Below are 19,352 nucleotides of genomic sequence, written 5' to 3' on the forward strand. Positions count from 1 at the left end.
TGATAGATTAATTACAATCAGTTTAAGGTTTTTGCACCAGAACCATCCTTTTCCAGGTCATCTCGAAACGATATGAGAATGGGGGATCCTTAATCGTTACTTCCAATAAATCATTTATTGAATGGGGGAAGATTTTTGGAGATGAGGTGTTAGCTACAGCTATTTTAGATCGTTTACTTCATCACGCCACGACATTCAATATTAAAGGTGATTCTTATCGGCTTCGTGAAAAGCAAAAAGCCGGTCTTCAACCGGCTGTCTTAAAACGCTGATAATTGGGAATTTTGATTCGTTGAAAATAGGGAATTTCAACCCGTTGTTGACATCAGATAAAACAATGTTTTCTATTTTAATTAAAAACTACCTATTTTCTTTTTCTATATACACTGATTCAAATCCTTATCACTTAAAAAAAGTGTAAATTAATAAAAGGATAAACATACATTTAGAGTATAATTACTTTATAATTAGGTAGTAATGGAAAAGGAGGAAATGATAAATGAAGAAGCCTGTCTTAGAAGACTTTATCTGTTCGGCTGATACAGATCTAGAGAAAGAAGACGATTTGAAGATTATCTGTCGTTTCCCTAATAATTTAGGAGTTGTCATTTATAAATCTCTTACATTTACAAACAACAAGTACTATACAACCCCTGTTCGTTTCTTTAAAAAGTCCTATCATATAAGTGGAACGGGTGATTTTTCACGCGAAGTTCAACGATTGGATACCATACAAGAGGTAAGACAGTTCGCAACAGTAATTTATGAGAGGGAACTTGTTTATTCTTAGTGTAATAAGAGTTGAGATTTGCATTTTTTAAGATCTTTCTAAATGCGGATCTCAGCTCTCAAATCTAACTTTATAATTTAATTCTACAAATTACAAAATGAATGCGGAATTTGGGCCCGTATTTATTTATTTTCCTTACAACAACTACTATATGCTTGTGGTAATGTTCCCTACATCTTCCACAAATCCCCTTGTTGCTAATTTACTTCTCTTTTACATAAAAGGAAAGTATTTTATGCTGATTTCATACTTTCTTTCTAAATGGAAAACTCCCCCACACCTACCACACCCACCCTTGTTGTACTTTTATCTATATAACATACCTAGTAGATAAACTTTATATAATCCGCATTATCAATACCCTAAAGTTATGGAGCGAAGAAAGTTCTACAATTTTATGAACAAGCTAAATTTTAAAACATTTTAGCTTATCTAGAACTTAAGCTTTTTGTAATAAATTCATTTATTATATGTTTACATAGATTAAAGAGTTGAGGAGGAGAAACATGAACATTACAGTAGTCGAACATAATCCAAAATGGAAAGATGAATATTTAAAGGAAAAGAAATTGATTGAAGAAATCCTTCAGAAAGAATTAATGAACAGTTTTCACATTGGAAGCACTTCTATTCCCAATTTAAAAGCAAAGCCTATTATTGATATCCTACTTGTAGTCAATGATATTAAAGCATTGGATGATTATTCTCAACAATTCGAAAAGCTTGGTTATGAAGTCATGGGAGAGTTTGGGATAAAACAAAGAAGGTATTATCGTAAAGGTGGAAATAGCCGAACTCATCAAATTCATGCGTTTCAATATGATAATATTCAAGAGATTGAAAGACACCTATCTTTTAGAGATTATCTTTGTCAAAATCCAGAAATAAGAAGGCAATATGGAGAATTAAAATCTACACTAGCTCATAAATTTCCAAATGATATCACTGGTTATAGCAATGGTAAAGATGAATTTGTGAAGAAAATAGAAAAAGAAGCACTTAGATGGCATTGATTTAATCGTTGAGGTAAGGCTCACCTTCTATCCTACATAAAATAAATGATAAGAAGGCAAAGTAATGGGATATGTTTTGGATATCAAGAAAGGGAGACATACACGAGGTATGAGAGATATAATTAATAAATATAGAAAAGACCGCCCATTAACTATTATAGTATAAGGCGGTCTTAAGTTTCTTATTCCAAACGAAATTAATCTTATAGCAAGCAATACTCATAAAGTATTTAGCACCAAAATGAATTCAAAAAGTATATTTAATTTCCCCTAATTTGTTTCCTTTAACTCTTTATAATTAATTTGCTTTCTGCTTCCGTATCTCTCCAGTTTTTCCACCTTGCAACTTGCTATGATGACGAGAATATCCAAAATAAACGACAACACCTAAGACTAACCAACCACTAAAATATAACCATGTGCTACCTGGCAGATTAACCATTAAGAATAAACAACATAAGCAAGACACAAGTGGTAAGACCGGTACAAGTGGTACTCTAAATCCTCTTTCTAAACTTGGATGCGTTTTACGTAGGATAATGATTCCAACGCCTACCATCCCAAAAGTTAACAATGCCCCAATATTCGCTAAGTTGGAGAGTTCTTTTAAATTAATTACTCCTCCAATTACACTACTGATAATCCCTATTAACCATGTTGAAAATACAGGAGCACCAGTCTTTTCATTTGTTTTTGAAAAGCTCTTTGGTAATAAACCATCGCGACTCATTGAAAATAGGACACGAGTTGCTGCATAGATATAAGCAAAAATTACAGCCATAATTCCAATAATTGCCCCGATTGTAACAATTCCAGCGACTGTATCTTGTCCAACCGCATGTAATACGTAAGCCATTGCTTCCGGAACATTAAGCTCAGTGTACGGTACAACCCCTGTCATAACAAGACATACTAAAACATAAATCAATGTACATACTACTAAAGAGGCAATAATTCCAATCGGTAAATCTCGTTGTGGGTTTTTTACTTCCTCTGCTGATGTTGATAATGCGTCAAATCCCAAAAAGGCAAAGAACACAGCTGCAGATCCTGCCATAATCCCTTCTATTCCAAACGGCGCAAATGGAGTCCAGTTTTCAGGCTTCACATAAAAAGCTCCGACAATAACGAAAAGACCAATGACAACAAGCTTCACTAACACCATGAAATTATTTACTTTCTTACTTTCTTTTGTTCCTCTTGAAAGAAGCCATGTAATAAGTAAAGTAATCATAATGGCTGGAAGATTAACAATCCCTCCATCTGCTGGAATTGTTACAAGTTCCTTTGGCAAACCTAAGTTGAATCCCTCTAAAAATTGATTAAAGTACGAAGACCAACCACTTGCAACTGTAGCTGTTGTTAATATATAAACGGAAAGTAGCGTCCACCCCATAAGATGGGCAACAGACTCACCAATTGTTGCGTACGTATATGTATATACACTCCCTGATACCGGAAGAGTAGAAGCAAACTCTGCATAGCAAAGAGCCGCAAATCCACATACAATAGCCGCCAAAATGAAAGAAATAATAACGGATGGGCCAGCGTCATTTGCTGCTACTAGACCTGTTAAAACTAACACTCCTGTCCCAATAACCGCGCCAATTCCTAGTAATGTTAAATCAAACGCCCCCATCGTTTTCTCTAATGTCTTACTTTCCCCTTGTTTCAATAATTGCGTAATAGATTTCTTCTTCAGTAAATCACTCATAGCCTCTTCCCCTTTCTGCTTGTGTGAATTTAGATTTTGTTAGGTAAGAGGAGTTCTGCACAAATCCTAGTGTAAACTCTCTTAGTTTCTATATTATTATATCAATAAAATAGTAACCATCCCAATTTCTTAGTATAGTTGAAAGCGATTACATAGTAAAGGGGTTAAATAAATATTGTGTTTTTAGATGTATGTTTCATTAATTTCAGTTCAAATGAGGTAATTTATTACTATGCATAAGCCAAAGATTCCTTTTTATTAATAATAATTCATAGTAAATGAATTATTATTATGTATCCTCAGAAAAGTTATCAAATCATAAACTCTTTGTTATTCAAAGAATCTATAGGTCTTCTTGCAGCCATTCTATATGTATTAAATGCTTTATAGCATAGCCCCTTCTCCCTTATTACAGATTTTCAATTAATCTGAACCGAAGGTTGCATATTTATCTTATACATTATCCATAATATTTCTAAGACTTCCTCCCTTAAATATGAGCTGACTCAATTAATATAAAAAAACCCTATTATAAATAGGGTTTTTTTATATTAATTTGCGAGTACAGAATAAATTGTTTAGTAATGAACAGGAACACGATCTAAATTTCTCTGTTTTGCTACATAATAACGACTATAACTATCCACGAGTTCATGGGTTTCAGGATCAATAATAATTGGTTTATCTACAGTTCCATTCTTCTCAATGCTTTCTTCCACTATCTTTTGTTTAGCGATTCCTGGTGTAAATTGAAGAAAGGATTCTGGAACCTTAATATCCTCTAAAGACATCCAGTTTCTTGTCCCTTCTGGAACAAAAATTTGCTTTTTGACTTCCTCTTTTTTAGGTTCTTCTTGTTGTTTATTTTCTTCTGATTTTTGAGCTCTTGAGCCCTTTTTTGGCGTTTCTTTGTTCTCTTTCCCTTTGTCTTCAATTTCTTGTATTTGCATACAAATAACACCTATCTCACCTGTACATTGTTCAAACGGAATATCCAAACAAGGCTCGCCCTGGACGAGGAAACGTCTTTGAGAAAACTCCTCTCGATTTATGTTTAACTTATTAAATTGTTTTAAGCTGAGAACCACCGTATATGTAATTGCCTTACTCCGAAAAGGAATCCCTTTTGGAGCATTTGGGCTCCCTTTTTCCTCCATATCAAAAGTCAGATACTTCCCGTAATCTTGAATTGAGCTTGTCGGACGGCCTGTTACACTGATTTTATGTGCCATCGTTCTCCCTCCTTATCTTTTTTCTCATTATATTATATATATCTTATACACTATTGTTTATCGATAAAAACAAAAAAGCAATAGAAATAGGATTTTAATCTACATTTTTAGTAATTTAGCATATTATAATTCTATTTCACCTTTCCTATAATAAAAGAATCAAAGGAACAATATCAGTAGACAACGTGGAATTGGAAAATGAAAAAATGGTGCTAAGTCAACCAAAATTAAGTCTTCCTTTTCAGTATAAAAAAAGATGAACTTTAATATAAAAAGGATCGGCTTGAATCTTTTGTTTGACAGATGACTGTCAATCTAATTCCAAAATTCAAGCCTATGTATCTTAAGAAGATTACTCCTCTTTTGTTACTACTTTTTACTTTCTGTAGATTGTTGAAGCTTCTTTTTTACTTCCTCAATATCAGTATCACTATAGATACCTGTACCATGTCCTCCATTTGTCTTAGCCATCCATTCTTTTACTTCATTGTAAGACATGCCAGATTGTTCATTGTATTTTTTAACCTCATCAATGTTTGTTCCTACTACTGTAAATGCACTATTCTCATGTTTTTTATTCATAGTAAATCCTCCTTTTGGTTTTAGTTATTTTCCCCTTTAAAGAAAGTTTTATTAAGAATTTATTGTAAGAATACTTGTTGTAAAACTCCTTTTCTTTTGCCAATTCATCAAACTTTTTCATAACAGCTGAATTAATATTTAGCATGATGATTCCCATTACATTCATCTTTCCCTAAATAAAGTGCACTACATTTTGAAAACCTGAAGAGCATAAGGAGTTTTTGCTATCACATGGGGTGATAGACTAGGCAAAGCCTAGTAAAACGGTGATATCAAAGAAAAGCCCCAGATGTCCCCTCAACGTCCCCTCAAATCAACCCGTAGTCCCCACAGTGTCCCCATTATGTCCCTTCAACGTCCCCCCGTGTTTAAACGAGTAGGAGCTAAATCTTGCTCTTTTTCTTTTAACTTTTTGAGCTTTTCCATTAACATTTCCTTCTCATCTTTACAGAGCTGTATACTCTCTTCGTTCATACAAATCTCATCTTCTTTTAATGAAATTTGAGTTTCCGTTTCAGTTTTTTCTGTCTCAACTTGATACTCCGTATCGACTTTAATTCTCCCTTTTTTCTTCATAAAGCTATCCGATTTTTCATAGGATTTCATTTTCTTTTGACTTCTCTTTTCTGAACTCGTAAGCGTTTGGTTTGATCGGAAGAGATGGATTGAACAAGTTCGTCTTCTTGCTCCTCTTCCTCTGTTTTCACTTCCCTTCTCTTGACCTCCCCAGATTCTTCTTTCATCATTTTTTGATACAAAGCAAGCGCTAATGCTTCCCAATTTGAAGATAATTGTTTCCCCTTACGATGTCCCTGATCCAAGGATCTAATCGTTAAATCTATCTTTAACTGGGCTTTTTATAGACTTTAAAATGAAGCTCCTTTCTATTTTGTAAATGTACTCTGTTGTTTCACTTTCAATATCAATACACCTAATTTTAGAATACATAAAGTAAGAGCCATCCACCTTCTCTTTCCCTTTTTTACAAAGTTGTTAAATAAAATTATTATGTTGGCTAGTTTGAACCACACTATTTTTATCCTCTTCTACTTTGAAAGATTAAGAAAGCTCTCCCTCCCCTTCATATTGTCATTCCCCATAAAGTTCACAAGGGTTAATTTCAACACTAAATTCCACTTCTTTTCAAATTGTTATATATAATATTTTTTATTTATTTTAAATATTATTTTTATATAAAAAGACAAATAAGATTAACTAAAAACACCTGAATGTTTCAAAATAAATCAAATTTATATAATATTTATATTCATTAAAACTCTTTTTACTACAAAAATAACAATACTTCTTCTCATCCTACGTTTTTTTATAATATTTATATATTAAATATACAAATATTATAAAAATACATTTGGAACGCCTTAGGAACGAGTTGTATTTCATTGACTCATACAAAAGAACGTTGGAATGGGAACAGTTCCTATTGTATTGATTAGGATTTTAGTGAGTTAAGGTAGACAAGAACACGAATTGTATGTACATTTGGAACGGATCAAGAACATGCAAATGATTCAATTAATTTAAAAGTCTTTTTTATAATAATTAATTGACCTTGTTTAACTATTACAACTTCTCAAATGAGGAACATTGGAACGGGGACGGTTCCTAAACATGTATTAATAATTTTAAATTGGCAAAGGGTTTGCTCTTTAAAAAAAGAAGTTTTATTATCAAGATAAAAGTATAAAGGGGATCTAATAATGAATGAAGAACAGTGGAACGGGAACAGCGACAAAATCCCAAAGGCGTATTGGACAAAAGAAGTGGCTGAATCGTTAGGAATTAGTGATAGTTATCTTAGGAAGTGGTGTCTTGAGCTAGAGAAGAACGGATACACGTTCCTTAAAGTGAAAGATGGAAAAAACCGCGAGAATCGGGCATTTACAGAACATGATGTAATTGCTTTACGTAAGTTCCAGTCAGTGTTAAAGCAGCCAAATATAACAAAGTCTCAAGTAGCTGAAATAATTGCTAAAGATTACGCACCTACTGAAAGAGATAATATGGAACTGTCCACGTTCCTCCGTGACAACGATCGTGATAAAGCTCAACAAGAAGTCAATCACCTTATGATTCAAAATATCATACATGAATTAAAAGGCGAACTTGAAGATATGGAAGTTCGTATTGCAGGGCGAATTGGAAAGCAATTTGAGGAACAGATGGAAAAGCATTTAAACAATATTTTCACAAAATACTTAGACCAAAAGGAAGAACGGATAGAAGAACGGTTGTCACATTTAGTGTCGGAACGGTTGGAACGTCACGAGGAACGGCTAAGCGATACTATAGAAAATTTGAAGAGTATGCCGTTAAATGAGAAGAGTCCACTTGAAGAAACAGAAGGAATGATTACAGAATTAAAAAAAACTTATTTAGAACATCAACAACAAAACGAGGTTCGAGAGAAAGAATTACAGCAACAATTAGTTGAAAGAGAACAACAACTTCAAGATGTACTAAAAGAACTGGAGAACATTAAAGAACAAATTGCAGTCTCCAAGGAAAAGAAAAGCTTTTTTCAACGTCTTTTCTCCAAAAGTTAAGTTTGAAAGTTGTCACTATAATTACACAAACACATAAGTAGCTATAAAAAATATAAAGAGGAATCCATATATCCAAGGGTAGAAGGGGACATTATACATTATAAAATAGGAGCATTTCCCCTTATTCAAAGTAATATTACATCAAGTCACATTAGAAATGTATATAATGAGTCCTATTGCGTTGTAGAAGAGCAGAAACATACATGTAATTCATTAATATTTACTTACGAAGAAAGGGATGCTCTCAAAGATTTAAACACTTATACGTATCTTCTATATACAGAGACATTACAAAATGATTCTAAATAAGTGTTAAGGAGCCATTTTTTTGGCTTCTTTATTTTTTCTACAGTTTGATATCTTTTGAAATTGATTGATTAAAAGAATTTAAGTCCTTACTTATTAGGCATAGTGCGCTAAAATAGCTTTCATTCTAGCTATTTCTCCTGTTTCAGATTCTGCTCTACACGTATCTACTTCAGTTTCTGTTGCTTTTTCCGTTTTTTGTTGTTCCTGAAACCATTCTGGAAGCATTTCTTTACGCACTATTTTACGTGGTAATGTTATAGGCTCACTATCATCATTTTTATCTTCTGTTTTAACTAGATTGTTAAACTTATTTAATGCAATTTGATAAACCAATTTGCATTGCTCTTCAAAACTCATAGAACGCGTTTTTATGTATGTAAAAAGAACATGAATAGATTCATATGCAACAGAGTGAATATCCTTCTTAGAAAGAGTTATAGAACCAGATTGGCATACTTTTTGAGACGCCATACGTATTCGCAAATAAAAATCTTTTAGAGCCTCTTTAAAAATAGGGTTAAAGGTTTGATTAATTAACTTTGGAACTCCTTTGATAAAAGGAATCGTTTTGTACATAAAATGATCTTTAATATAATTATTAGGTAAATAATAGGTAGAAACTTTTTTTGCATCTTTATCCTTACTCTCACAAGGGGTTTCAGCGTTTTCTGCTTGGACATCTGCTTGGACATCAAAGCCGAAATATTGTTGCCAGTGTGTAAAAAAAGGATGATTAACAAAGAAATAAACGGCTGCACCACGGCCATTATGTTTAGAAGAAGATCGATGAGCCTTCACGATCTTTCCAGCGTCTTCTAGGGTTTTCATCACACGACGAATTGTACGAGCAGAAATGTTATGTTCCTTAGCGAAATATGTATCTTTTGCATAAACAAAGCCTTTATCCGTTGCTAAAAAGCAGATCATATCAATAGCGTTTCGTGTCTCTGGCTTCAAACGAGCAAATGAATCTCCAAAAACTGATTCAACCATTTCTAATAGTTTGTACTTCATTTGTTTTTGTTCATTTTTTGCTTTTATGTAAGATTCATAGCCTTGCATCCGGGCAAAATCATCGTTAAAAATTAACATCTTTTTTCTCTCCTTTTTTCCTGCGGAAAAAGAAAAAGGACCTATTTACCGTTTTAAAATGAGGTAAACACGTCCTTTTGAAAAGAGAATACAACAAACCCCTTGAAATTACGTTAAATATGTCGTACAATACAAACATAAAAAACGCAGCAAGGTTTGAGGTAAGTGTTTACCGTGGTGCTTTCACGGTGAGCCGTCGTAGGATGTTGGTAGCATCACTACGATTGCCTTGAACCTTTTTGCAATTCCGAACTGTTTAATTGCTGTTATTATAGCAAACTCTACCAATGAACACAATGACATATTCGACCTATTTTTATATAAATCTCTTAAATGAGCTATTATTTTTTTATTTTATATTTTCTTTTAGAACATAGATCTAAAAGAAAAATTGTTTTCTTCAAGGCTTGAATGGTCTCTCCTTTGCTCCCGTTGAGAAATATGTCTTTTGTAGAGTCTACAGAAAATAATTTTCAAAATCTTCAATTGTTAGAATCTCTGCATTGACTTTATACTCTTTGCACCAAGTTAATATTCTTTCTTTCCTCACTTGATTTGCTGTATAGAAAATTAATAAGGTTTGCTTTTCTCCCAAAGCTTGAAAGAGGGAACGATACAGTTTAATTTTCTTCTTATTTTCGAGCATCTTCTGTTTGAGATCCACTTCTACAAAACAAATCACACCGTGAAGGGAAAAGCGAGCATCACAAATGAGCTTATACCTTTCCCCTTGAATCCTCCACTCATTCGGTCGTTCTACTTTCCAATCTTTCGGACAACCATAATACAAGTAAATATCATTACGTCTCACTTTATGTTCAAGCTGGGTTAAGAAAGGTTTAGTTTTCTCTGACCCTATATGTTGGCGACCTTTTTTAGACAAATAATAGACATTTTCATGAAGGCGTTTATGATTTAAAAAGGGACTCATATTGTAGAGGACACGGTTTGCATTCCGGACACTTTTCAACTGAAACATGGCTTGTAATTGAGACCGACTCATACATTCCAACTTATCCAAGGCGTACATAATCTTCTCCTGTCTCGTTTGGCACAACTGTTTGTTTTGCAACTTCATAGCCTCCAATCCGTTTCCATATCTCATCATGAGTAAGGTAGGGAACTTGTACTTCCTTAACCTCGTGGGTTTTAATCAGCGCACGCCCTTTAATATTTGAAGGTAACGTTTCCGCCCCATAGGCATCAAGAGCCACTTTAGACGCATAATCACTTCCTAAGCGAAAACTAACCTTTAAATCCACATTTTGCTTGATAGAGCCGTTCAACACATTTGAGGTAGGGTATTGGGTTCCATAGATCAATCGAACGCCCAAAGCGCCTCCTATGCGTGCAATTTCGCTTACTATGGATTGACATTGAGCTAGATTATTTTTTTGTTCCTTCTCCATAAATTTCTCCGGTGTGAGTTGGGCTGCTTCATCAATCAAAACAAACAGACGTTGAGAGAGGGGAGTGTCTACAATATTGGACCATCCTTGGCGCTTAAAACGTTCCATTCGTTCCTCCATATCCTTCTGTATCTGTTTTAAGACATATAAGGCCTCCCTTGGAGTACTGGCGACCCATTTCACTTGTTGAAGGTTCTTATACCGTTCAAACTCTAATCCACCCTTTAAATCGATAATAATGAATTGAGCATCCCAGGGATGATGCTCAATGAGATAGGTCATCATGACTTTCATCATCACCGTTTTTCCAAAGCGAGTCGTCCCCGAAATAGTGGTATGCGGTGTATGGTCAAAGTGGTGAAAATGCCATCCCTGATGGTTTTTTCCTAGTGGAACCATCCATCCTTTTCGATGTGGAACCTCTCCATACGACACATAAGAAGGCATTTTACCTTTGGAAATCTCAATGATGAGCCACTTCTTAAACGATACGTTCACTTCTTGATCTAAGGTGACGGATAAAATCTGTTGTAACGTTCGTAAGGTTTTTTCTTCTAAAGCTAAAGGGGTACGGTAAATCAGCTTCATTTGTTTCGTACTTTTGCATTCTCGAACAAGCTGAGGATACCGGTTGTTTTTGCCATCTTTGAGGTGAATATGATAGTGCTCAAAAATCTGTTGGATGATTCGATGTTCCTCACTGAATGTATTCCTGCCAAACCACAAAGCAGCAGCCCCTGTTAAAAGGGGAATCGTCATAAGCTCCCACATCCTTCTCACTCCTTCTTTTTATCTACTTTAGATAATCCCTTGAAAAAGGAAGCCTCCAAATGCCGTTCTTATCGTAATCAACCCATTCCTTTTTCTCTTCTAGCCTAGATGGACCCCTGGTCATAAGAAAGGAAGGAAAGAAGACAACGTATATAAAAAATAGAGCAAGCTCCCCAAGATACCTGCATTCATTCCAACCTGCATAATCACTCTTACTTTCGATTTGTCGACCCATCCTTTTTTCTCTGCATAGATTACCGTAAATAACACCAAGCTTGTTCCCAAGACTGTAACCATATGGACCTCCTCCTAAGTCGGTATAGTGGATTGTATGTGGCATGGCTTGTTCAATTTATCTTGTCTCGTAAAAAAAGTTTTACGAGGGCTTAATACTTTTTGTATAAAGACATAAAGAAGTGGACATAAATGGGGATAGAAAAACATAACATAGAGGTGTAAGGGATGGGAGTTAAAAGAACAAAGTTAAAAAATTGGTTAGTGAAGGAAGGACGGTCGCAAGAATGGTTAGCGAAAAATTCAAAAATCTCAAGTACAGCAATGAGTGAAATTTGCACCGGTAAACGAGATCCCACTATGTCTACAGTGAAGAAAATTATGTCGACCATTAGGAAAGTTAATAAGAATGCCAAAGTAGAAGACTTTTTTGATATATAGAATTATGGATTGGAATATTGTCGTGAAAAAACGAATAGTTATATGTCATAAATATACTTAAGACCGCCTTATACACTGATGGATATTGGGCGGTCTTTGCTATGGATATGACTATTATTTAAAGAAAGCTAAGTAGGACTTATCTTATACGATAACGTCTTTATCTTATAAATAACTAACAGTACGACAAGGGTAGGTGTGGTAGGTGTGGGGAGGATTTCCATTTAGGAAATCCCCTAAAAAAATGAACAAAAAATTTTTATATAGGACTGTAAAAGAACGAAGTAACGACAAGGAGGGGTGTGGAAGATGTGGGGAATACTTCCACAATCATTAGTTGTTGTACCAAAGAAAATGAGTAAAAAAACGTAAGTATTATTTTAGACATTTTGACTAAACAAAATTCAGGCTCGAATTTTACATTTATTTTCTGTTCTGTATGTAATCCCTCACTAAATGCAATATTTGAGCCCTTTAATTATCCTTTATTTTGTTGAGCAACTGATTATTTGACTAAGTATTAATAATATAAAAACTAAATAAATCGTCGTATTTACATCCCTTTGTATTTTATTTAGACTATTAAAGTCAGAAAATTTAGACCTTTACAGTTCTATCTTTATAGCTATTACATAACAAAGGGGAGAGAATTTTGAAGAAGAAAATATGTATTATAGGCAGTGGCACAGCCGGTTTACAGCTGGCTTATTCTCTTAAAGAAGAATTTGATGTGACGGTTATTCATTCAAACTCTTCAGATAAGATCCGACATGGACGAGTTCTGTCTACCCAAGTACACTTTGGCTCAACAAGAAACCGAGAAAGTCGCTTTAAAATGCCAAAATGGGAAGATAAGACCCTTCTTAAAAGTATCCATATGACGATTGGTAATCAAAAACTATTTGTCGGAAAGTTAAAAGAGCCAGCATTATCTGTGGATCAGCGTTTCTACTTTTCACAGTGTTTGAAGGACCTTGAAAACAAGGACGTTTCTTTTCGACTTATGAGAATCAATAAAAATGATATCGAAAGTTTGGTAGATGAGTTTGATTTAATTATTGATTGTACCGGAAAATCTGGACCTCTCTTTCCATTTCCTATTGAAAAGGAATTTTCTCCGTTCCAAGTTCCCCAACGAAAGTGTATCGTTGGTTATTTTTTAGGAGTAAAGCCCAATAACCCTCTAGGTATAAGTGTAACGGTTCTTCCTGAAATAGGTGAAATGTTTGAAATTCCTGCCATGACAGAGCACGGGCCTGTTACAATATTGTTCATTATGGCAGTTCCAAACAAGGAGTTAGATGTATTTAAAGAAATTAAACATGCAAAAGAATTTACAAATCAAATGAAAGTTGTAACTCGAAAATATTTCCAAGACATTCACAAGCGTATTGAACAAGATATTTTTGCCCTTTCCGATGAAAAAGCCTTCCTTCAAATTGCTATTAAGCCTGTAATTAGAAAACCTTATGTAACTTTTAAAAATAAACTAGTAATGGGTTGTGGGGATAGTGTTTTTCTTAATGATCCGATTACTGGCCAAGGCTGTAATCTTTCTTCTTATTGTGCTGAACAATTGTACGAAACGTTGATTCAATATAAAGATTCAAACTGGGACACCCAACTTGGAGAGGCATATTGGGATCGAACAAAAACATTTGTAAGAGAAGTAACAGAATGGACAAATGCTATGACTCAAATACTGCCTGAGCATATTGTTCAACTCCTGTTAGCAGGCATAGAAAATCAAAAGATTGCAGATGAGGTTGCAGAATGGTTTGAGGAACCTCAAAAAGCCCATGAAGCTTTTTTTCAACTTCAAGATTAAGTGATGATTCTTAATTTATTGATCTTCTAGAAACTGTGTGACTATAAAATAATCAAACTTTCTTAGTTCATTCTTATTATAAAGTTATAGCTGTAAAATAGTAAGAATATATAAAATTTTGTGTTAGTTTTTCTGACATTAAAAGTGACAAAGGATTATAATGCCTATATTCTAAATACAAAGAATGAGAAGCAGCAGGTGAGTATGGTGAATTCTTCTTTTAAAAGGCAGCTGTCGCAGCTATACAATGACCTCAACCAAGAGATTTATAGTACAGGAGTTAGTAAGCAAAAAATTGACATTCAGGATAATTGCATTGTCATTTTTGCGCAGACAAAGCGTTCCCCTTTAATTTCAGTATTAAGTAAGAGGTATCCTGAGTTAACGATATCCGTTGACGGGGCTTTAGCCATGGAATATAAACTTCGCTTAAAAGAAAACTTTGAGAAAAAATTTGGTATGAAGGTCAATACTATATTTAAGGATTACGATTCCACAAGTGAGCACGCTTGTACAGTCATTTACTTAGAACAATCGCTTAATATTTAACAACTATTAATACGAGTGTTGGAGAAATTTTGATTTATCATTTTTTCTTCACAGACTTGTTATTCTAAAAACTCAGGAGCTTAAATTTCGTTATACGTAGTTTAGGAGCCGTAGATATAGGAGGATTTCCCTTCTATTTCTACGGCTTTTTTTATACAGAAAATTGAGGGTGATAAAAGATGAACTTAAAAGTATTGTCGTTAGGAGCCCAGCATGTCATGGCTATGTATGCTGGGGCGATCCTTGTTCCATTGCTTGTTGGAAGAGCATTAAATTTAACTTCGAAGCAATTGGTTTACTTAGTCGCCATTGACTTATTAACTTGCGGTATTGCTACCTTACTACAAGCGTGGAAAAACAAGTATTTTGGAATTGGTCTACCCGTTGTATTAGGTGCTTCATTTGTGGCCTTGTCGCCGATGATTGCTATTGGTACTCGGTATGGTATTCCTTCCATCTATGGATCCATTATAGTAGCAGGGCTTTTCCTTTTTTTATTCGCTCGCTACCTAGGAAAACTTGTAAAGTTCTTTCCTCCTGTTGTTACAGGAACTGTTGTAGTGGTCATTGGCCTATCCTTAATTCCATCAGGAGTTAAAAATATGGCTGGCGGAACAGGGAGTCAAGAATTCGGTAGCTTAGATAACCTCCTTATATCCATAAGTGTTATAGCTTTTATTCTTGTTATTAATCGTTTCTTTAAAGGGTCCGTTCGTTCTCTTGCTGTACTTTTAGGAATTATTGCGGGTACAGCGTTATCAGCAATGATGGGAAAAGTGGATTTTCAAGAGGTTTTAGAATCCTCCTGGTTCCAAATTCCTCAACCGTTTTATTTCGGTGCACCATCTTTTGAAATCGGGCCTATCCTCACAATGTTAATTGTAGGATTAGTTATCGTTGTTGAATCAACAGGTGTTTTCTTAAATTTAGGGCAAATTTGTAATCGTCCTGTCACCCAAGATGATCTCATTCGAGGCTATCGTGCAGAAGGTCTAGCGATTACCTTAGGAGGCGTTTTTAATGCTTTTCCCTATAACACTTGTGCACAAAATATAGGATTGGTTCAACTATCTCAAAATAAATCAACGAATGTTGTGGTTGCAGCAGGAGGTATCCTCGTTTTCCTTGGCTTAGTCCCTAAAATCGCTGCTCTTGTTACCATAATTCCTGCTCCCGTACTTGGCGGTGCAACAGTGGTGTTGTTTGGTATGGTCGTAACTTCAGGAATTAAGATGCTAAGTTTAGTCGACTATACCAACCAAAACAATGCACTTATCATTGCTTGCTCAATTTCGTTAGGGCTCGGAGTCACAATTGTACCTGACTTATTTAGTCAATTGCCGCCATCCCTACGAATGCTCTTTAGCGATGGAGTGATTACAGGAAGTCTAACAGCGATATTGATGAACCTATTTTTTAACTTTCGTACGATTTTAACTCCATCCTCCATTCAGCGTGAAGAGGATGAGAGAGATATATTTGAAGAAAAAAGAATAAAGGGGTTATAGAATATGTTGACTATTAATGATTTAAATGAAATGCCATTGTCCGAGTTTGTGGAAAAATTAAAGGATATATTTGAACACTCTCCATGGGTGATTGAAAGGGTAGGAGAGTTCCGTCCTTTTAGTTCCCGTAATGAACTTTATGAACAGATGATTACTGTTGTCAAAACGGCGAGTAAAGGGGAGAAATTGGACTTAATTCAGGCTCATCCCCATTTAGGAACACGAAAAACAATGAGTTCATTTTCCACGAGTGAACAAAAAAATGCTGGGTTAAGTCAACTATCAGAAGCTGAATATGAGTTCTTGTTAGAGATGAATCAAGAGTATGTTCATCGATTTTCTTTTCCCTTTATTTTAGCTGTTCGTGGAAAAAACAAAGATGAAATTCTTCAAGCAATGAAGAGCAGATTAGAGAATTCAAAGGAGCAGGAATTTAATCAAGCTCTAACGGAAATCTATCAAATTGTTCAATTTAGAATAGAAGATCAAATAATGTAAATAAGGATGTGGATGAGATGAAAGGACTTACAACCCATATTTTAGATTTAACACACGGACACCCCGCTGGAGAGGTTGATATCGAACTTTATCGTTGGGAAGGATCAAATAGATGTTTGTTAAACACCGCAACAACTAATGCAGATGGTCGATTAGATGATCCACTTCTTACTTTAGATAAGATGCAATCGGGAGAGTATGAATTATTAATTTATATTGGAGATTATTTTAGAAAAAAAGAGGTACAACTATCTGATCCCGCCTTTCTTGATAAGGTGTCAGTACGAATTGGCATTGATAACTCGTCATCACATTATCATGTCCCCTTGCTTGTTTCTCCATGGGGCTACCAAATCTATAGAGGTAGCTAACTTAACGATTAGTGCAGAAGATAATAAGTTATATATTGAAAGGAATGAAAAATGATGAGTTTAGAAGCTTTAAATGAAAGAGTAAAAAGGGACCTTTCTTATCTTGCATATGGGGGATCTGATTGGGTAAGCCCGACCAACCATCCTGAGGGGCATGTCTACGATACGGTAATTATAGGAGGCGGCCAATGTGGCTTAGGTGCAGCATTTGGACTTTTGCGTGAACGCATATCTAATATCCTTATCCTCGATGAAAACGTTGAAGGATATGAAGGACCGTGGGTAACTTACGCTCGTATGATGACATTGCGTACCCCTAAACATTTGACATCCATTGATCTTGGAGTACCTTCTCTGACTTTTCGCTCCTGGTGGGAAGCTCAATTTGGATCAAAAAGTTGGGAGGACGTCGATAAGATTCCACGGGACGATTGGATGAACTATCTACGTTGGTATCGGAAAGTTCTTAATTTACCTGTTGTTAATGAGGTAAAGGTGAAGCTGATTGAGCCTGCAGGAGAAGATGTTTATCGACTGCATATTGAGGGAGCAGGCGCACCTTCTAATGCATTACTGGCCCGTAAGGTTATCTTAGCTACTGGTATTCAAGGCGGTGGAGAATGGCACGTACCACCTATGATTTCCGAAGCATTACCTCGTCACCTCTATGCACATACCTCAGAAAACATTGACTTTGAGGCCCTTAAAGGTAAGAAGGTTGCAGTTTTAGGTGGTGGGTCCTCAGCTTTTGATAATGCCAATTTTGCATTATCCGAAGGTGTCGGTTTAGCCCATGTGTTTGTTCGCCGCACGGAGATGCCACGCATTAATCCCATTCGACAAATGGAGGGATCAGGTCTAATTGAACGTTTTAATGTTCTATCCGATGCTGATAAATATGCTGTTATGGCTCATTTCTTTAAGCATAATCAACCTCCTACAAATGAAACATTTGAACGTGCAGCTTCACATCCTGGCTTTCAATTACATTTAGGTGCACCATGGCTTGACGTACAGTATGAAGCTGAGAAGGCTGTTGTCACTACACCACAAGGTAAATTTACTTTTGATTTTTTCATTATTGCCACCGGTCTTGTTACTGATCCTTCCTTACGTCCAGAGCTAAAGCTTTTTGAACGCCATATTGCACGTTGGAATGACTATTATAATGCACCTGATGAGATTACCAATCATATGCTTGATGCGCATCCTTACCTTGGCCCTGGCTTTACTTTTACATGCCGGGATGAAAAGGATAAAAAGCTTCTTCATGGGCTTTTTGCTTTTAACTATTCAGCTTTAGTTAGCTGTGGTATCACAGCTTCTGCGCTTTCAGGAATGAGATATGGGATACCTAGATTAGTTTCAACTGTGGCAGACCAGCTGTTCTCTGATAATCGTGAGGAGATTCTGAAAAACTTCTATTCTTATAATGAAGCTGAATTTGTTGGAGAATGGACAAAGAGAGGTTCTGAAGTAAGATAAATAAAAGGCTCTAGAGATCCTCCATTATTTCTAGCGCAATTTTTGGATTAATTCGAGATTTAGCTTTTTCGGCTATCATTGTATACAAGAAAGAGCGAATTCGTTATTGTTAAACGAATTTGCTCTTTTTCCTTCTGATAGTCTATTTTGTGTTACTTAACTTATAATAAATTCACTGTAATTAAAAAGAATCCTTTGCCTATTAGTAGCAAAGGATCTCAAATTTATACGAATGGGGAATACGTTACTAGTTTGACCAGTTTTATAGATTCATATACATTAGATTTTGCAATAAATATAAAGCATTCTCTTTTTACATGCTTCTTATCTAATCAAAGAGATAATGTTCCCTTTTTCTCACCATGCTTCTCATCTGTTATCATTTCTTCTATCACATTATTCTCGCCCATGATAGCTACTTTAGGCTTATGCACTTTAGCTTCCTCTTCTTCCATATCAGCATAACCAATGATAATCACTAAATCACCGGGTCGGAAGAGACGGGCTGCTGCTCCATTTAGACAGATAACCCCACTACCTCTTTCACCTTTAATTGCATACGTTTCAATTCTTTCCCCATTATTGATATTAACAACTTGTACTTTCTCATTTGGTAATAATCCAACACTTTCAAGGATTTCTTCATCAATAGTGACGCTTCCTACGTAATTCAAGTTAGCTTCTGTCACTGTTGCACGATGGATTTTAGACTTCATTAATGTTAATCTCATATAAATGCCTCCTGATTAATAACAACTATACACTATAATAAACTACAATTATTCTTTTGAAAATATTCTAAATCTTACATGATAGATGTGTAAGGTTTGTATGAAGGGGTTGATGAAGATAGAGTGCAAGAATGATTCATCCAACACTAAAAGACATTTAGAAGGGCAATAAGAGCGCACAGGCAGAAAATATTTTTAAATTGAACTATTGTCATGAAACAGCAACTAGTC

At 35.1% G+C, this 19,352-nt stretch carries 20 protein-coding genes and 1 pseudogene; 11 read left to right on the plus strand and 10 right to left on the minus strand.

All coding sequences use genetic code 11. The features are described 5' to 3' along the window. Positions 1 to 50: 50 nt before the first annotated feature. From MOC86_RS06955 to MOC86_RS06965, 3 genes and pseudogenes are all read left to right on the plus strand, one after another. Positions 51 to 272: pseudogene (locus MOC86_RS06955) on the plus strand (ATP-binding protein); the annotation flags it as partial. A 227-nt stretch (positions 273 to 499) separates the two neighbouring features. Then, a complete protein-coding gene (locus MOC86_RS06960) occupies positions 500 to 790 on the plus strand; it encodes a hypothetical protein (protein WP_268583453.1) in 291 nt (96 codons plus the stop codon). A gap of 506 nt (positions 791 to 1,296) precedes the next feature. Further along, positions 1,297 to 1,803, plus strand: coding sequence for a GrpB family protein (locus MOC86_RS06965; RefSeq protein WP_268583454.1), 507 nt, complete (start codon positions 1,297 to 1,299; stop codon positions 1,801 to 1,803). A gap of 298 nt (positions 1,804 to 2,101) precedes the next feature. Here MOC86_RS06965 and MOC86_RS06970 read toward each other — a convergent pair whose 3' ends face one another. From MOC86_RS06970 to MOC86_RS06990, 5 genes are all read right to left on the minus strand, one after another. Beyond that, positions 2,102 to 3,517: an amino acid permease gene (locus MOC86_RS06970; protein WP_268583455.1), complete on the minus strand. Its 1,416-nt coding sequence runs from the start codon at positions 3,515 to 3,517 to the stop codon at positions 2,102 to 2,104. Between the two features lie 578 nt (positions 3,518 to 4,095). Continuing rightward, a complete protein-coding gene (locus MOC86_RS06975) occupies positions 4,096 to 4,749 on the minus strand; it encodes a hypothetical protein (RefSeq protein WP_268583456.1) in 654 nt (217 codons plus the stop codon). A 369-nt stretch (positions 4,750 to 5,118) separates the two neighbouring features. After that, positions 5,119 to 5,331 (minus strand): gamma-type small acid-soluble spore protein, encoded by a 213-nt coding sequence (locus tag MOC86_RS06980; RefSeq protein ID WP_268583458.1) that lies wholly within the window; start codon positions 5,329 to 5,331, stop codon positions 5,119 to 5,121. A 351-nt stretch (positions 5,332 to 5,682) separates the two neighbouring features. Beyond that, entirely contained in the window at positions 5,683 to 5,937 is a 255-nt protein-coding gene (locus tag MOC86_RS06985) for a hypothetical protein (protein ID WP_268583460.1), read from the minus strand. Next, positions 5,934 to 6,152, minus strand: a complete 219-nt coding sequence (locus MOC86_RS06990; RefSeq protein WP_268583461.1) for a hypothetical protein — start codon at positions 6,150 to 6,152, stop codon at positions 5,934 to 5,936. The genes MOC86_RS06985 and MOC86_RS06990 overlap by 4 nt, the downstream gene beginning before the upstream one ends. Positions 6,153 to 7,049: 897 nt before the next feature. Between MOC86_RS06990 and MOC86_RS06995 the strand changes: the two genes are divergently transcribed. Continuing rightward, positions 7,050 to 7,895, plus strand: a complete 846-nt coding sequence (locus tag MOC86_RS06995) for a hypothetical protein (protein ID WP_268583462.1) — start codon at positions 7,050 to 7,052, stop codon at positions 7,893 to 7,895. Between the two features lie 402 nt (positions 7,896 to 8,297). Here MOC86_RS06995 and MOC86_RS07000 read toward each other — a convergent pair whose 3' ends face one another. The 4 genes from MOC86_RS07000 to MOC86_RS07015 form a co-directional block, all read right to left on the minus strand. Beyond that, positions 8,298 to 9,296, minus strand: coding sequence for a hypothetical protein (locus MOC86_RS07000; protein WP_268583464.1), 999 nt, complete (start codon positions 9,294 to 9,296; stop codon positions 8,298 to 8,300). Between the two features lie 457 nt (positions 9,297 to 9,753). After that, the gene (locus MOC86_RS07005; protein ID WP_268583465.1) at positions 9,754 to 10,326 is read right to left on the minus strand and encodes a replication-relaxation family protein; all 573 of its coding nucleotides are present in this window, start codon (positions 10,324 to 10,326) and stop codon (positions 9,754 to 9,756) included. Beyond that, entirely contained in the window at positions 10,310 to 11,476 is a 1,167-nt protein-coding gene (locus MOC86_RS07010; RefSeq protein WP_268583467.1) for an FtsK/SpoIIIE domain-containing protein, read from the minus strand. The genes MOC86_RS07005 and MOC86_RS07010 overlap by 17 nt, the downstream gene beginning before the upstream one ends. A 120-nt stretch (positions 11,477 to 11,596) precedes the next feature. Beyond that, positions 11,597 to 11,773, minus strand: coding sequence for a hypothetical protein (locus MOC86_RS07015; protein ID WP_268583468.1), 177 nt, complete (start codon positions 11,771 to 11,773; stop codon positions 11,597 to 11,599). 165 nt (positions 11,774 to 11,938) lie between these two features. Here MOC86_RS07015 and MOC86_RS07020 point away from each other — a divergent pair, with 165 nt between their 5' ends. The 7 genes from MOC86_RS07020 to MOC86_RS07050 all read left to right on the plus strand — a co-directional run bounded on the left by MOC86_RS07020 (position 11,939) and on the right by MOC86_RS07050 (position 18,390). Then, positions 11,939 to 12,151 carry a helix-turn-helix domain-containing protein gene (locus MOC86_RS07020; protein ID WP_268583469.1) on the plus strand — a complete coding sequence of 71 codons (213 nt, stop codon included), beginning with the start codon at positions 11,939 to 11,941 and terminating at the stop codon, positions 12,149 to 12,151. 652 nt (positions 12,152 to 12,803) lie between these two features. After that, positions 12,804 to 13,979 carry a styrene monooxygenase/indole monooxygenase family protein gene (locus MOC86_RS07025; protein WP_268583470.1) on the plus strand — a complete coding sequence of 392 codons (1,176 nt, stop codon included), beginning with the start codon at positions 12,804 to 12,806 and terminating at the stop codon, positions 13,977 to 13,979. 204 nt (positions 13,980 to 14,183) lie between these two features. Next, entirely contained in the window at positions 14,184 to 14,528 is a 345-nt protein-coding gene (locus tag MOC86_RS07030) for a Na-translocating system protein MpsC family protein (protein WP_268583472.1), read from the plus strand. A 179-nt stretch (positions 14,529 to 14,707) separates the two neighbouring features. Next, positions 14,708 to 16,036 carry a nucleobase:cation symporter-2 family protein gene (locus tag MOC86_RS07035; RefSeq protein ID WP_268583473.1) on the plus strand — a complete coding sequence of 443 codons (1,329 nt, stop codon included), beginning with the start codon at positions 14,708 to 14,710 and terminating at the stop codon, positions 16,034 to 16,036. A 3-nt stretch (positions 16,037 to 16,039) separates the two neighbouring features. After that, positions 16,040 to 16,534: a 2-oxo-4-hydroxy-4-carboxy-5-ureidoimidazoline decarboxylase gene (gene uraD / locus MOC86_RS07040; RefSeq protein WP_268583474.1), complete on the plus strand. Its 495-nt coding sequence runs from the start codon at positions 16,040 to 16,042 to the stop codon at positions 16,532 to 16,534. A gap of 17 nt (positions 16,535 to 16,551) precedes the next feature. Further along, positions 16,552 to 16,905 (plus strand): hydroxyisourate hydrolase, encoded by a 354-nt coding sequence (gene uraH / locus MOC86_RS07045; protein ID WP_268583476.1) that lies wholly within the window; start codon positions 16,552 to 16,554, stop codon positions 16,903 to 16,905. 54 nt (positions 16,906 to 16,959) lie between these two features. After that, on the plus strand, positions 16,960 to 18,390 hold the full coding sequence (locus tag MOC86_RS07050; protein ID WP_268583477.1) for an NAD(P)-binding domain-containing protein: 1,431 nt from the start codon (positions 16,960 to 16,962) through the stop codon (positions 18,388 to 18,390). A 332-nt stretch (positions 18,391 to 18,722) separates the two neighbouring features. On the opposite strand, the gene panD is transcribed toward MOC86_RS07050, so the two are convergent. Continuing rightward, a complete protein-coding gene (gene panD, locus MOC86_RS07055; protein ID WP_268583478.1) occupies positions 18,723 to 19,121 on the minus strand; it encodes an aspartate 1-decarboxylase in 399 nt (132 codons plus the stop codon). Positions 19,122 to 19,352 lie beyond the last annotated feature (231 nt).

Source organism: Priestia endophytica (genome assembly GCF_026790145.1).
Lineage (GTDB): Bacteria > Bacillota > Bacilli > Bacillales > Bacillaceae_H > Bacillus_I > Bacillus_I endophytica_A.